This window comes from Bradyrhizobium sp. LB11.1, assembly GCF_040549385.1.
Lineage (GTDB): Bacteria > Pseudomonadota > Alphaproteobacteria > Rhizobiales > Xanthobacteraceae > Bradyrhizobium.
Genome location: NZ_JBEPTH010000010.1, coordinates 196,933 through 210,907 on the forward strand (window position 1 = coordinate 196,933; position 13,975 = coordinate 210,907).

9 protein-coding genes are annotated in these 13,975 nt (G+C 62.8%); 2 read left to right on the top strand and 7 right to left on the bottom strand.

Features of this window, described 5'->3' with window-relative positions; all coding sequences use genetic code 11:
- Window positions 1-53 precede the first annotated feature (53 nt).
- From ABIA96_RS25345 to xylB, 3 genes are all read right to left on the bottom strand, one after another.
- Window positions 54-1,094 (bottom strand): ABC transporter permease subunit, encoded by a 1,041-nt coding sequence (locus ABIA96_RS25345; protein ID WP_354139762.1) that lies wholly within the window; start codon window positions 1,092-1,094, stop codon window positions 54-56.
- Window positions 1,087-2,610 (bottom strand): sugar ABC transporter ATP-binding protein, encoded by a 1,524-nt coding sequence (locus ABIA96_RS25350; RefSeq protein ID WP_354139763.1) that lies wholly within the window; start codon window positions 2,608-2,610, stop codon window positions 1,087-1,089. Before ABIA96_RS25350 ends, ABIA96_RS25345 begins: the two co-directional genes overlap by 8 nt.
- 126 nt (window positions 2,611-2,736) lie before the next feature.
- Complete coding sequence (gene xylB, locus ABIA96_RS25355; protein WP_354139764.1) at window positions 2,737-4,182, bottom strand: xylulokinase; 1,446 nt, start codon at window positions 4,180-4,182, stop codon at window positions 2,737-2,739.
- Window positions 4,183-4,430: 248 nt separating this feature from the next.
- Here xylB and ABIA96_RS25360 point away from each other — a divergent pair, with 248 nt between their 5' ends.
- Complete coding sequence (locus tag ABIA96_RS25360) at window positions 4,431-6,806, top strand: glucose/quinate/shikimate family membrane-bound PQQ-dependent dehydrogenase (protein ID WP_354139765.1); 2,376 nt, start codon at window positions 4,431-4,433, stop codon at window positions 6,804-6,806.
- Between the two features lie 197 nt (window positions 6,807-7,003).
- Here the strand turns inward: ABIA96_RS25360 and ABIA96_RS25365 are convergent, their stop codons facing one another.
- The 4 genes from ABIA96_RS25365 to ABIA96_RS25380 all read right to left on the bottom strand — a co-directional run bounded on the left by ABIA96_RS25365 (window position 7,004) and on the right by ABIA96_RS25380 (window position 12,044).
- Window positions 7,004-7,795, bottom strand: coding sequence for a crotonase/enoyl-CoA hydratase family protein (locus ABIA96_RS25365; RefSeq protein WP_354139766.1), 792 nt, complete (start codon window positions 7,793-7,795; stop codon window positions 7,004-7,006).
- 190 nt (window positions 7,796-7,985) lie between these two features.
- On the bottom strand, window positions 7,986-9,086 hold the full coding sequence (locus ABIA96_RS25370) for an NADH:flavin oxidoreductase (protein WP_354139767.1): 1,101 nt from the start codon (window positions 9,084-9,086) through the stop codon (window positions 7,986-7,988).
- 70 nt (window positions 9,087-9,156) lie between these two features.
- The gene (locus ABIA96_RS25375) at window positions 9,157-10,356 is read right to left on the bottom strand and encodes an ABC transporter substrate-binding protein (protein WP_354139768.1); all 1,200 of its coding nucleotides are present in this window, start codon (window positions 10,354-10,356) and stop codon (window positions 9,157-9,159) included.
- 92 nt (window positions 10,357-10,448) lie between these two features.
- Window positions 10,449-12,044 (bottom strand): class I adenylate-forming enzyme family protein, encoded by a 1,596-nt coding sequence (locus tag ABIA96_RS25380; protein WP_354139769.1) that lies wholly within the window; start codon window positions 12,042-12,044, stop codon window positions 10,449-10,451.
- Window positions 12,045-12,711: 667 nt separating this feature from the next.
- Between ABIA96_RS25380 and ABIA96_RS25385 the strand changes: the two genes are divergently transcribed.
- Window positions 12,712-13,908: an acetyl-CoA C-acyltransferase gene (locus ABIA96_RS25385; protein WP_354139770.1), complete on the top strand. Its 1,197-nt coding sequence runs from the start codon at window positions 12,712-12,714 to the stop codon at window positions 13,906-13,908.
- Window positions 13,909-13,975 lie beyond the last annotated feature (67 nt).

Here is a 13,975-nt window from a genome sequence, read left to right on the forward strand (position 1 = left end):
CGTAACGGAATTTCGCATCACGCGGCGCGCATTCAGGTGCGCGCGGAGCCCTTTCAGGTTCTGGCAGAGCCTTGCAGCCGATAGCGATCCAGCGCCACGGCGCCGATGATCACCAGACCCTTGATCACATATTGCCAGATGTCGGAAACACCTGTGAGAATCAGGCCGTTCGAGAGAACGGCGATGATCAGCGCGCCGACCAGCGTCCCCCAGATCGAGCCGATGCCACCGACAAAGGACGTGCCGCCGAGAATGACTGCGGTGATGGCGTCGAGCTCGTAGCTTTGCCCGAGCTGCAGACCGTTTGCCGCGTAGAGCCGCGCTGCCTGCATGGCGCCGCCCAATCCCGCGAGCAATCCCGACACGCCATAGACGAAGATCACGACAGCCCAGACCTTGATGCCGGCAAGCCGCGCCGCGCTCTCATTGCCGCCCACCGCATAGATATGCACGCCGAGCACTGTCCGGCGCAGCACCAGCCAAGAGACCAGTATGACGAGCAGAGCGATCACCGAGAGCCATGGGATCGACGCCACGCCGGGCACGAGCGTCAGCGATCCGTTGCCGATGAAGGCGTAGGGAATCGACGGATTGAACACCGTGGTGTCGGCGCCGAGCAGCCGCGCCAGGCCGCGCACGGCAGTCAGCGAGCCCAGCGTGACGATGAAGGGTGGCAGGCGCAGCAGCGCGATCAGCGCGCCATTGACGATTCCGAAGCCGAGGCCGGTAAGAACCGCGGCCGGCAGCCACAGTGCACCTAAGTCGGGCAGTTTCGACATCGTCAGGCCAGCCATGGCCGACGCCGCCAGGATCGAGCCGACCGAGAGATCGATGCCTCCGGTCAGGATGACGAAAGTCATGCCCGCAGCGAGCACCGTGTTGACGGCAGCCTGCTGCAGGACGATGCCGAGATTCTGTCCGGTGAAGAAACGGCCGTCCGACAGATAGTGAAAGCCGGCGCAGAGCAGCAGCAGCACCGGCAGCATGCCGGCCGCGCGGATCAGAAGCCTGATGCGCTGGCGCTTGGTCTCCTGCGCGGCGGCAAGTCCGTTTGCCGTGGCGGCCTTCGCCTGCGTCGATCCGTTGTCAGGCATCGAGATGCTCCGTCCACGTGGCGAGGGCCATGATGTCTTCCTGTGTTAATGGCGCCGTCTCGGTTCGCCTGACCTCGCCCGCGACAAGTCCCGACCGCATCACGATGACCCGGTCGCAGATGCCGATGATTTCAGGGAGATCGGACGAGATGACGAGGATCGCGGTACCGGCCTTGGCAAGATTGTCGATGATCGAATAAATCTCGGACTTGGCGCCGACGTCGACGCCGCGCGTCGGCTCGTCGAGGATCAGGACCTTTGGCGCGATGGCGAGAAGCCGCGACAACAGCACCTTCTGCTGGTTGCCGCCGGAGAGGCCACCGGCGGGGACACCGACATTGGCGGCGCGGATGCTGAGCCCCGCGAAGGCCCTGTCGGCACGCCCGCGCGCCTTGTCGCGATCCAGGAAACAGCCGAGCTTGGCATCGCGCCCGAGCACGGCGAGATTGATGTTGTCCAGACACGACATGTCGAGAAACAGGCCGAGCGCCTTCCTGTCTTCCGTCAGGTAGGCGATGCCGGCCTCGATCGCCTCGCCGGGGGTGCGGATGTCGATTGGCTGGCCTTCGAGTTCGAGGCGGCCCGAAATTCGCGGCGCCGCGCCGATGATGAGATGCGCAAGCTCGGTGCGGCCGGCGCCGATCAGGCCGGCAAGCCCCACCACCTCGCCCGCATGCACCGTGAGCGAGCAGCCCTTGACGCGTAACCCGTCGGCCATATCGAAAGCGCCGAGCACGGGGTGCCCCTTCCCGGCTTCGGGATCATGATCTTTCTTGTAGAAGGACGAGACGTCGCGCCCGACCATCATACGAACGATGGCGTCGGCGCGGATGTCCTGCTTGTCGAGCGAGCCGACCAGGCGACCGTCGCGCAGCACGGTGACGCGGTCCCCGAGCGCATAGACCTCGTCCATGCGGTGCGAGATGTAGATGATGGCAAGCCCCTCGGCGCGGAGCTGACGGATCAGCGCAAACAGCCGCTCGCTCTCGCCGGCCGACAACGCCGTGGTTGGCTCGTCCATGATCAGGATTTTCGAGCGCGCGTGCAGCGCACGCGCGATCTCGACGAGCTGGCGCTGGCCCATGGAGAGATGCGCGACCAAGGTCGACGGCAGGAAGTCCGCCCCCAGTCGCTCCAGGATCGGACCAACGCCCTCGCGCATGGCGCCACGTGCCAGCAAACCTGAACGCGAGATCTCGCGGCCGAGATAAATATTCTCCGCAACGCTCAGATTGGGGGCCAAAGACAGTTCCTGGTAGATGATCGAGATGCCCGCGGCACGGCCGCCGAGCGGGCCTTCGATGCGCGCCGGCTTGCCCTCGATGCGGATCTCGCCGCCGGGATCGGGCCGGTAGGCACCGGACAGGATTTTCATCAGGGTCGATTTGCCGGCGCCGTTCTCGCCCATCAAGGCATGGATCTCGCCGGCGTAGACGGTCAGGTCGACCGTGCGCAGCGCCTTGATGCCGAAGAAGGATTTTGAAACTCCCCGCATCTCTAGGATCGGATCGTTCATCGTGCCTCCCGGCGCACAATGCGTTTCCTGTCCGCATCTCGTTTTCCAGGCGCGGTTCACCCATTAAACAAAAGGCCATCGCACAGGGCAACAGCGAACAGGCAGAAATGCGCAACCAAAGCGATGCTAGTTGCGCGGCCGATACAGTTGGCGCCAGGCGGGAAGCCGTTCGGCATAGGATTCGACCAGCGCGCGATCGGGTTCGAAAGTTTCGACGCGTTGCGGAGGCGTGCAGATGGTTTCGATTGCCTCGCCCGTGACAGCAAGCCGCCCCAATCTCGCCGCACCGAACGCCGCGCCGGTCTCACCGTCCGCAAAGCGATGGATCGGAATATTCAGAACGTTGGCCAGCACGGACAGCCAGAACCGGGATTTTGAACCGCCGCCGATGACATCGGCCTCCGTGACCGCAATGCCGGCATCGGCGAGCGCATCCCGGCAATCCGCGAGCGCGAAGGCGACGCCCTCGAGCACGGCCTGCACGATCGTCGCACGGTCGGTGCCGTGGCTCAAGCCATCGAGCATGCCGCGCACGACGGGGTCGTCATGCGGCGTCCGCTCGCCGGCGAGATAAGGCAGAAAGCTCACGGAAGCCGGCGCCTGCGGGCGCGCCCCCAGCGGCGCCAGCAGCTCGGCTTCGGCGACGCCGAACAGCCGCGCGGCCCAGGCCAGGCACGAGGCCGCCGAGAGGATCGCCCCGGCCTGAATCCACATGCCAGGAATTGCATGGCAGAACGTGTGGACCACGCGGTCCGGATTGGCGGCGATGTGGCTGGTCGGCGCCAGCAAGGCACCCGAGGTTCCGAGCGAAATGAACGCGGTTCCGGGCCTGATTGCGCCGATGCCGATGGCCCCCGCCGGATTGTCGCCGGCGCCGCCCGCGAACATCGGGCACCTCGCCATGCCCCAGCGCTGCGCCAGTTCGCTGCGCAATGTGGCTGCGGGCGCGCACCCCTCGACCAGGCGCGGCATGTGCGCGCGCGACAGGCCGGTCGCGGCCAGCGCCGCATCCGACCAGTCCCGGCGCGCCGCGTCGAGCCACAGCGATCCCGATGCGTCCGAGACGTCCTCGATCGCCTCGCCGGTCATGACCAGCCGCAGATAGGCCTTCGGCATCAGGACGCGTGTCGTCGCCGCAAAAATCCCGGGCTCGTGCGTCGCGATCCAGAGCAGTTTAGGTGCGGTGAATCCGGGCATCGCCTTATTGCCCGTGGTCGCACGCAAGGCGGGCCAGCGTTGCTCCAGGATGCGGCACTCCGCGGCGGAGCGTCCGTCGTTCCAGAGAATGCAAGGCCGCAATGGCTTTTCGCTCGCATCAAGCAGCGTGGCGCCATGCATCTGGCCGGACAGCCCGATGCCTTCGACCGCTGCCAGCTCTCGTCCATGCGACGCCTTCAAGGCGTCCAGCGTGGCAAAGGTCGCCTCGATCCATTGCGCGGGATCCTGTTCGAAATAGCCGGATAGCGGCGAGGCAATCGTCAAGGCCCGGCTCTCGCTCGCAATCACGCGCTGCGCGCCATCAACGAGAACGGTCTTGACCGCCGAGGTGCCGAGATCGATGCCGAGATACATGGCGGATAGGGTTCCCGAGGTTTAGCGGCGACTGCGGACACGACCCGCAACTGCGCTCGCATTCAATGAGCGCGCAATTCCGGACAAAGCATTAGCACAGGGATCGCAGCTTTTTGCGCGCGGATGTTGCATTGGCGCAGCAGTTGAAGGTTGCGAGTTGTGGTTGATTGGACCACAGTGATCGAAAGTGAGCGCCCTCAGTTGCGTTTGCCGGACAGGCCCGATCTCTTTTCCGCGCCGGAGCAGCCATGCAGCGATCAAGGGCAGTCTTTATCACGGGTCTCGTCTACGCTCTGATCGGCCTGGTGCTCGCGGGCGGCGGCCTCTGGCTCGCCGCATTGGGTGGGTCCATCTTCTATGTTGTTCTCGGTGTCGGCATCCTCGCCACCGGCGCGCTGTTGCTGACGCAGCGCCGTTCGGCGCTGTGGCTGTTTGCGATCGTGCTGGTCGTCACGCTGGCGTGGGCCGTCTCCGAGGTACAATTCGACTGGTGGCCGCTCGCATCGCGCGGCGACATCGTCGTCCCCATGGCGCTCTGGCTGCTCACGCCGGTGATCGTTCGCGGGCTGCTGCGAGACGAGCCGGTGTCTTACCGAGGCGCGACGCTGCCGCTCTGGATCGGCGTTACAGCAGCTTCCGCCGTACTCATCATCGCGCTTTTGTCCAGCTATCACGACATCAACGGCAGGGTCGTCGAGCAAGCTTCCGCCGTGCCGCAAAGCGAAGCCGATCCTCAGCCTGATGCCGATTGGCGCGCTTATGGACGCACGCAATTCGGACAGCGCTATTCGCCGCTGAAGCAGATCACGCCCGACAATGTCGGCAAGCTCCAGGTCGCCTGGACCTTCCGCACCGGCGACGTCCCGACGCCAGAGGATTCCGGCGAGACCACCTTCGAAGTCACGCCGATCAAGGTGCGCGACACGCTCTATCTCTGCTCACAGCACCAGGTGCTGTTTGCGCTCGACGCCAGGAACGGCAAGGAACGCTGGCGATACGATCCCAAGCTGGTGTTCAACAAGACGTTCCAGCACATGACCTGCCGCGGAGTCTCCTACCACGAAGCCGCGGCGGGCGCCGTCGACAGCAGCGGCAGTCCCGCGCCCGCGGAATGCCCTCGGCGGATCTTCCTGCCGGTCAACGACGGGCGCATGATCGCTCTCGATGCCGACACCGGCAAGCTGTGCGAGAGTTTTGGCGATCACGGCAGCCTCGATCTCCAGCAAGGCATGGGAATCAAGACCGCGGGCTTCTTCGAACCGACGTCACCGCCGGTTGTCAGTGACAAGATCCTGGTCGTCGCCGCTGCAGTGATCGACAATTATGCGGTCGAAGTGCCTTCGGGCGTGATCCGCGGCTTCGACGTCTACACCGGCAGACTGGTTTGGGTCTGGGACTCCGGCGCGGCGGACGAGAATGAGCTGCCGTCGCCGACGCGGCACTACACCAATGGTTCGCCGAATTCGTGGATCGCAGCCTCATTCGATCCGAAATTGAACCTCGTCTACATCCCCACCGGCAATAACGGGCCCGATATCTGGGGCGGCAATCGCAATGCACTGGTCGAGCGCTACTCCAGTTCGATCGTTGCGCTGGACGTCAACACCGGCAAGCGCGTCTGGTCGTACCAGACGGTGCATCACGACCTCTGGGACATGGACGTTCCCTCACAACCGAGCCTGGTCGACGTGACCACGGCCAAGGGCGTCATTCCCGCGATCATCCAGCCGACCAAGGTGGGCAATATCTTTGTACTCGATCGCAGGACCGGCGAACTGATCGTTCCGGCGCCGGAGCGCCCCGTCCCGCAAGGAGCCGCGCCGGGCGACCGCACCGCGCCGACCCAGCCGTTCTCCGAGCTGACGTTTCGCCCCGAGGCGAAGCTGACCGGCGCGGACATGTGGGGCGGCACGATCTTCGACCAGCTGCTGTGCCGGATCATGTTTCACCGGCTGCATTACGAGGGCACGTTCACGCCGCCGTCGTTGCAGGGCACGCTCGTCTTCCCGGGCAATCTCGGCATGTTCGAATGGGGCGGCATCGCGGTCGATCCGGTGAGACAGATCGCCATCGCCAATCCAATGTCGTTGCCCTTTGCATCAAAGCTCATTCCGCGCGGCCCCCAAAATCCTCCCGCGCCGACAGCCGACAAGCCGGTGGGCAGCGAGGTCGGGACGCAGCCGATGTATGGCACGCCGTTCGGGGTGGATATCAGGAGCTTCCTCTCGCCCCTCTCCGTGCCGTGCTACCGGCCGCCATGGGGCTCGATGGCCGCGATCGATCTGAAGACGATGAAGATCGTCTGGCAGCATCCCAACGGCACGATCCGGGACACCACGCCGCTGCCCCTGCCTTTCAAGATGGGCGTACCGATGCTGGGTGGGCCGATCACGACCGCCGGCGGGGTCGCGTTCTACACCGGGACCTATGAATACGCGATCCGGGCTTACGACGTGCGCGACGGCAAGGTGCTCTGGGAAGATCGCTTGCCGGCCGGCGCCCAATCGACGCCGATGAGCTACGAGGTCGACGGCAAGCAATATGTCGTCACCGCGGCCGGCGGCCACGGCTCGTTCGGCACCAAGCGTGGCGACTACATCATCGCCTACGCGTTGAAGGACTGAGGGGGGCGGGAGCATCGTCATGATGCGCCCAGTACCTTCAGAAAGTCGTTTCGATTGTCGTCGCCGCCGAGGCCCACGAGCTAACAGCCGTTGTCACCCGTTCTGGCAACGGTCTTGGACTCTTCAGCGGCTGTCGGCCGGCCCCGCATTTGTCGCTGCGTCCTGAGACGAGTTCTACTATGCGGTTCGGAGGATCTTTATTTTCCGCGGAACACTGCCGACCGACGTTCCACGAAAGACTGGATGCCTTCTTTCATGTCTTCGCTGCTGAAGACGCGATCCTTGATCTCGGGAATGTAATCGATCGCAGCTCTCTCGCCGGCCTCGATGTATTTCAACGCGGCTTGCTTGGTCACCTGGATGCCGATCGGCGCGTTCCTGGCGATCAGATTCGCAATCTCCATTGCGCGTGCGATCTGCTGGCCTGGTGCAACGACTTCCTGAACGAACCCGATCTTGTGGGCCCGGGCAGCGCCGAACTCGTCACACAAGAATAGGTGATACATCGCGTCTCCCCAGCCGGCCCGCGTCAAATACCGGAAGTGGGCACCACCAAGGGGCGCGATCCCGCGCTTGGATTCCATCTGACAGAACCGGGCGTCGTCGGCCGCCACGACGATGTCGCCGGCCAGCATCATTTCAATGCCGATCGTGAAGCAGATCCCCTGTACGGCCGTCACGATCGGCTTGCGGCATCGGCTCTTCAGCGCAAACGCATCGATGTTGCCGGGCTTGTCCTCGGCGATCTCCGCCTTTGGCCCAAAGAATTTCGGCATATCCAACCCGGCCGTGAAATCCGGGCCCTCGGCGCACAATACCCCGACCCAGTAGTCGTCGGTGCGGTCGAGAAGCGTCATCGCATCCGACATCTGCGCCATCATCTGCGGACTGAACGAATTCTTCTTCGCAACGTTGTCGATGATGATCTTGAACACATGCCCGTGCACCTCGGTGCGGATTTGGCCGACTTGGGTTTTTGTGTCGTTCATTGCCAGTCTCCAAATTGCTTCCAGGCGACTGCGCAACGACACGCAGGCTCCTCCCGTCGTCGACTGCCGCGCAGCCGATCATTCGTTGCCAGCCGGCTTGGACCGATCGCCGCAGCACCGGCTACCCAACATTTGGATAGCCCTTATTCGGTAGCGACGAACCCTGCCCCGATACCCTTCATCGCTCGGATTAGCTCAGCGCTGCGAACGCAGTTCGTTCGAAAGCCATCAATTCCTCTGTCCGGCCGTCGCGTATCTTCAGTAGCCACTGCGGATCCTGAAGCAGCGCCCGCCCCACCGCGACAAGATCGAACTCCTCGCGGTCGAGGCGGCGGATCAACTCGTCGAGGGACGCCGGACGCGAGCTTTCTCCGCCGTACGCAGCGATGAATTCGCCGGTCAGACCGACCGACCCGACCGAAATCGTCGGTACACCCGTGACCTTCTTCGCCCATCCGGCAAAATTCAAATCAGAGCCGTCGAACTCCGGCTCCCAGAAGCGCCGTTGCGAGCAATGCAAGATATCGACTCCGGCGTCGACCAGAGGCTTGAGCCAAGCTTCCAATGCGCGAGGCGTATCGGCCAGCTTCACTTCGTAGTCCTGCTGCTTCCACTGGCTGATGCGGAGCAATATCGGAAAGTCCGCTCCAACTGACTCGCGCACCGCTTGGACGATATCAGCGGCGAATCGCGCCCGGCCCGGCAGGTCCCTGCCTCCATAGGCATCCTCCCGGCGATTGGTACCCTCCCAGAAGAACTGATCGATCAGATAGCCGTGCGCGCCATGCAATTCGACGGCATCGAATCCCAGGCGCTTGGCCGCAAGCGCCGCATCGGCGAAAGCGCGAATGGCGTCTGCGATATCCTCTTCGCTCATCGGCTCGCCGAACTTCTTCTCCGGTCGTGACAGACCGGACGGACTGTCGTAAGCACCGGGAGGAGACCAATCCTGCGCGCGCGTGCGAACGGCTCCAACATGCCATAGCTGCGGTGCCATCAGGCCGCCCGCGGCGTGCACCTCGTCAACCACACGCCGCCACCCGGCCAGTTCCTTCTCGCCATGAAAGCGGGGAACATTCGGATCGTTCAGGGATGCCGGACGATCCACGCCCGTACCCTCCGATATGATCAACCCGACCGCTCCTTCGGCCCGGCGAGCGTAATACCGCGCGACGTCTTCGGTCGGAACGCCGCCAGGAGAGAATGAGCGCGTCATCGGCGCCATCACGACCCGGTTCGGCAAGTTCAGCCCTTTCAGCCTGAAAGGCCGGAAAAGTACGTCGCTGGACATCAGTCCTCCATGATTCAGTTGGCGGCTTTGCGGGCTCAGATCACCCGCATAGCAGCTTCCGACGGCGAGTTCACTTGCCCTCGGCGCTGATTACGTTACCGAATTGCTCCCAACTGGTCCCGTTCCAACGCTGCAACTGCAGTTGCGTGTACGCCATGCTGCTTTCCGGGCCCGTGTTGATCATGACACCCGGTATGGCCGTCGGAAGCGACAGCCCGCGTATGCTCCGCGATTGCTTGACGATGTTCTCCCGCGAGAGATCATTGCCGCACTGCTTGAGCACCTGCTCCAGGATCTGTCCCTGCTGGGTACCGAACAGATAATTGTTATCGCCGATATCGGCGCCCGGCAGGTATTTGGCGAAATAATCGCGGTACCATTTGATGCCGGGATCGTCGGCCCACTTCTTGTCGTTCGGATCCTTGGTGATCGTCGCGGCGACGATGCCTACGGCCTTTTCCGGTCCCGCGGGGACGATGGTCGAAGACACGGAGCTCGAAACGTAGTTGATCAGGAATAGCGGCTTCCAGCCGATCTCGTCGGCCTTCTTGATCGCCTGCGCTGCGAATTTTGGCGTGCCCGCGACCAGGAAAGCTTCTGCGCCAGACGACTTCAGCGAAACGACGTGGGAATCGATCGTCGGCTCCGTCACCTCGTAGGAGGACACGACGACCTTCTTGTCGAAATCGTCCTTCAAGTAGCCCTTGAAGGCATTGACGAAGTCCTTACCCAAATCGTCGTTCTGATACAGGATCGCTATTTTCGCGTCCGGACGGGTCTGAGTGATGTATTTCGCGTAGATTCGCCCCTCCGTGTCGTAGCTCGGTAATCCCGTCGTGGTCATGGGATACTCAGCGAAATTCGTGAACTTGGTGACCCCGCTCACGACGAACAGATGCGGCACTTTCTTCGCGTTGACGTACTTGATGGTGGCGCTGATACCAGGCGTACCGAGCGGACCGAACAGAAATGCCACCTCGTCGCTTTCGATGAGCTTCCTGGTCTGCTCCACCGTCTTTGGAGGACTGTAAGCATCGTCGTAAGTGACGAGGTTGATCTTCCGTCCGTTGATGCCGCCGCGCTCGTTGATCGAATTGACGTAGGCGATCAGACCTTTTCCGGTATTGCTGAGCGGCGAAGCGGGACCGCTAAACGGGAAAGTCGCTCCTATCTTCACCTCGAGTTCGCTGACTCCCGGCGTCTCCGCACGCGCCGGCGCACCAGCTATCGATGCCGCGAGCGCGGCTGCAATCATCGACTTTCTGAACATTGCCATCTCCCTTGGCGACAAATCCGTCGCTCACCATTCTTCCTTGATCGGGCATAATTCGATTTCGAATGCCTTGGTCATCCCGGCATCCGTCAGCCGGCGGCCGCCGCGTTTGACGTCTTTGCGTCCGCCCGTGCGATCGCCATCTCGCGCAGCTTGTGCTTGAGTATCTTGCCGGTGGAAGCCGAGGGCAGAGCGTCGAGCACGATCAATTCGGTCGGACGCTTGTACGACGTGAGCAATTGGGCCGTGTACGCCTTCAGGTCTTCGGCGCTAACGCTGGCGCCGGGGAGAAGCTGCACGAACGCGACGACCTCCTCGTTGCCATCGACCGATCGTCCCACCACGGCTGATTGGACGACCTGGCCGTGCGCGTTCAGCACGGCCTCCACCTCGGCCGGGTAAACGTTGAAGCCCGAGCGGATGATCAGCTCCTTGGTGCGGCCAGCGATATAGAGATGGCCCTTGCCATTCACGCGGGCGAGATCGCCGGTGTTGAACCATCCTTCGTTATCGATCGCCGCAGCCGTCAGGTCGGGCGCGCGATAGTAGCCGAGCATGATGTTGGGACCTCGAACGTGCAATTCGCCCACGTCGCCGGTCACCGCCTTCCTGCCTTGTCCGTCCATGATCCTGTGCTCGATGCCGGGAAGAAAGGGGCCGACCGACTCGTCCGAGACAGGCTGTTCCGAGCGGACACCCGACAAGCCGGGCGAACATTCGGTTATGCCGTAGTTGTTCAACAGCGGAATTCCAAACTCGTCCTCGATCCGCTTCTTCAGATCGAGGTCGAGCGGAGCGCCGGCGACGGCCATGATCCGCAGCCTTCCCCGTTTGAGCCGCTGGATGCCCTTGACCGCCTTGTGTTCGAGCAAACGCTGATATGTGGCGGGCACACCGAACAGGCTCGTAATCCCCTCCTCGGCTATGGCATGGGCCAGCGCAGCGGGATCGGCCTTGGCTACGACATGCAATGTGCAGCCGTGCATCAGCGTGGCGATCAGCAGGATCGAATAGCCGACGATGTGCGACATCGGCAGCACGCCGTAGATGCGGTCGCCCGGACCGCCTTGGCGAAGAATTCCCGAAGTCTTTGCGGTGAAGAGGAGGTTGCTGTGGCTCAGCATGACTCCCTTCGGAGCACCGGTGGTGCCCGAGGTGTACAGAAGGCCCGCGACCTGACGGGCGCCGTCCTTCTCGACGGGCTCCGATTGCGCATCCGCATTGAGAGGACCGACGCCGATTCCGCCGAATGGTCCCACAGCGCCGACTTTCGCGCCGACGCGGCTGGCATGATCGGCCGCCTCCTTCGAGAGCGCTGAATTGAACAGCATGCGTCTGGCGCCGCTGTGCGTCCCGATCAGGTCGATCTCCCTGGGCGAGAGGCGGGGATTAACCGGAATACCCCACGCATCGAGCTTGCTCGCCGCGAAGAGCATCGCTCCCAGAGCCACGCTGTTCTCGCTGGCAATCATCACGCGATCGCCAGGCCTGATCCCGAGTTCGGCGAGATCTTTCGTCGCGACGTCGACAGCATCCGAGAACTGCCGGTAGCTCCACGAACGCCCTCCTTCCACGAAGGCCGGGTGATCCGGGATGTCCCGCACGAACGGCGCATAGACCTCATGTACTCTGGACGGCAAGCCGTCCAGCAATTCGGCTGCGGTGAGCTCGTCCACGCTCCTCATGCCATCCTCCCTCGTGCCTTGTTTTTTCGAGCGCCGAGCGGCCTCCTTCAAACGGGAGGGTCCGCGTCTTAACTCCATCGGCTGATCGATTAAATAGTTCTAAAATAGAACTGTCAATACGAAGATCTATGATATGACCTGAAAACACCGGCCCCAATGGCATAAATATTTAATTCCTATTTGGAATTGAATTTCTCGATGTAGATCGTTCGGTGAAATCGGTGAGGTAAGACTGACTTGAAAGAGCGCAGTGCTCGTTCGAACGCAGTCGCGGTCATCGCTTTGTGCGAGTCCGGACTTGGCATGACATGCCATTGCAAATGCGCTGCGTGATGGCGAGACCCGACGAACTGGTATTTGCAGCCGCTCGGCGGCGTCGGTGAGAGCGACATCGGCGGCCAGAGCTGGAAGCGCGCACGGCGCGGTTTTGGCATAAGCCGTATGAGGCATTTTCAACGATGCGACTGTGGGTTTGGCGCCTATGGCCTTCCACGTAACGCATCGCCCCTCCGCGCAAGCTCCTGGGTGTCGGCTGTACAAACCGTTCCCATCCCTCCCGGCAACTTTGGAACCGCGCTTTTGCAGGCCCGGCAACATTTCATTGCATTGCCGACTATCTTATATGACTATCATCATACAATAACAGCGATCAGCAGGAGAACTAGCTATGGCCGCCGCTTCCGATCCCGTCGTCATCCTTTCCGCCGCCCGTACACCGCTCGGCCGTTTCATGGGCGAGCTCTCGCCGCTCAGCGCACACAAGCTTGGCTCCCACGTGATCGGAGCTGCTCTGGAACGGGCCAAGCTCGGGCCCGAGCGGATCGACGAAGTGTTCATGGGCAACGTGCTGCCGGCCGGACAAGGTCAGGCGCCGGCGCGCCAAGCTGCCCGCGGCGCCAAATTGCCGGATGCTACCGGCGCCACGACCATCAACAAGGTCTGCGGCTCCGGCATGAAGGCCACTATGCTCGCTCACGACATCATCAATGCGGGCTCCGCCGAGATCGTTCTGTCCGGCGGCATGGAGAGCATGAGCAATGCGCCCTATCTGCTGGCCAAGGCACGCGGCGGTTATCGCGCGGGACATGACCGGATTATCGACCACATGATGATGGACGGCCTGGAAGACGCTTACGAGTCCGGCCGCTCGATGGGTGATTTCGGCGAGGCCACCGCGGAAGCGTATCAATTCAGCCGCAAGGACCAGGACACCTACGCGATGGAGACCTTGACCCGCGCCCGCAAGGCGGTCGAAGGCGGCGCATTCAGGGCTGAGATTGCTCCGATCACGTTGACGGAAAAGGCCGGGCCACGCATCATCGCCAACGACGAGCATCCGCTCAAGGTCGATCCCGCCAAAATCCCCGGGCTGAAAGCCGCGTTCCGCGCCAATGGCACCATCACGCCTGCCGCCTCCTCGGCAAATGCCGACGGCGCTGCGGCGCTTATTCTGGCAAAGCGTTCACTCGCTGATCGCGACGGGCTCCCCGTGCTGGCCGAGATCAAGGGCCACGCCACCCATAGCCAGGAGCCGCAATGGTTCACCACGGCACCGATCCCGGCCATTCGCAAGCTGCTGGACAAGATCGGCTGGAGCGTCGGCGATGTCGATCTGTTCGAGATCAACGAGGCCTTTGCCGTGGTGGCGATGGCAGCGCAGAAAGATCTCGGCATCCCGAGAGAAAAGCTGAATGTCAATGGCGGCGCCTGTGCGCTCGGCCATCCCATTGGCGCCACCGGCGCGCGATTGATCGTGACGCTGCTGCATGCGCTGGAGGCGCAGAACCTCAAACGCGGCGTTGCAGCCCTCTGCATCGGCGGCGGTGAAGCCACCGCCATCGCGATCGAGCGCGTCGTCCGCTGATAGCACGGCCGGTCCGACAGGATAAGGACACGGCGAGCGGCGCGAACCGCGTCACTCGCCGTCTTGG

Bases quoted from the DNA above. Each gene is read 5' to 3' on its own strand.
- ABIA96_RS25345 (WP_354139762.1), bottom strand. From the start codon at position 1,094: ATGCCTGACAACGGATCGACGCAGGCGAAGGCCGCCACGGCAAACGGA.
- ABIA96_RS25350 (WP_354139763.1), bottom strand. From the start codon at position 2,610: ATGAACGATCCGATCCTAGAGATGCGGGGAGTTTCAAAATCCTTCTTC.
- xylB (WP_354139764.1), bottom strand. From the start codon at position 4,182: ATGTATCTCGGCATCGATCTCGGCACCTCGGCGGTCAAGACCGTTCTC.
- ABIA96_RS25360 (WP_354139765.1), top strand. From the start codon at position 4,431: ATGCAGCGATCAAGGGCAGTCTTTATCACGGGTCTCGTCTACGCTCTG.
- ABIA96_RS25365 (WP_354139766.1), bottom strand. From the start codon at position 7,795: ATGAACGACACAAAAACCCAAGTCGGCCAAATCCGCACCGAGGTGCAC.
- ABIA96_RS25370 (WP_354139767.1), bottom strand. From the start codon at position 9,086: ATGTCCAGCGACGTACTTTTCCGGCCTTTCAGGCTGAAAGGGCTGAAC.
- ABIA96_RS25375 (WP_354139768.1), bottom strand. From the start codon at position 10,356: ATGTTCAGAAAGTCGATGATTGCAGCCGCGCTCGCGGCATCGATAGCT.
- ABIA96_RS25380 (WP_354139769.1), bottom strand. From the start codon at position 12,044: ATGAGGAGCGTGGACGAGCTCACCGCAGCCGAATTGCTGGACGGCTTG.
- ABIA96_RS25385 (WP_354139770.1), top strand. From the start codon at position 12,712: ATGGCCGCCGCTTCCGATCCCGTCGTCATCCTTTCCGCCGCCCGTACA.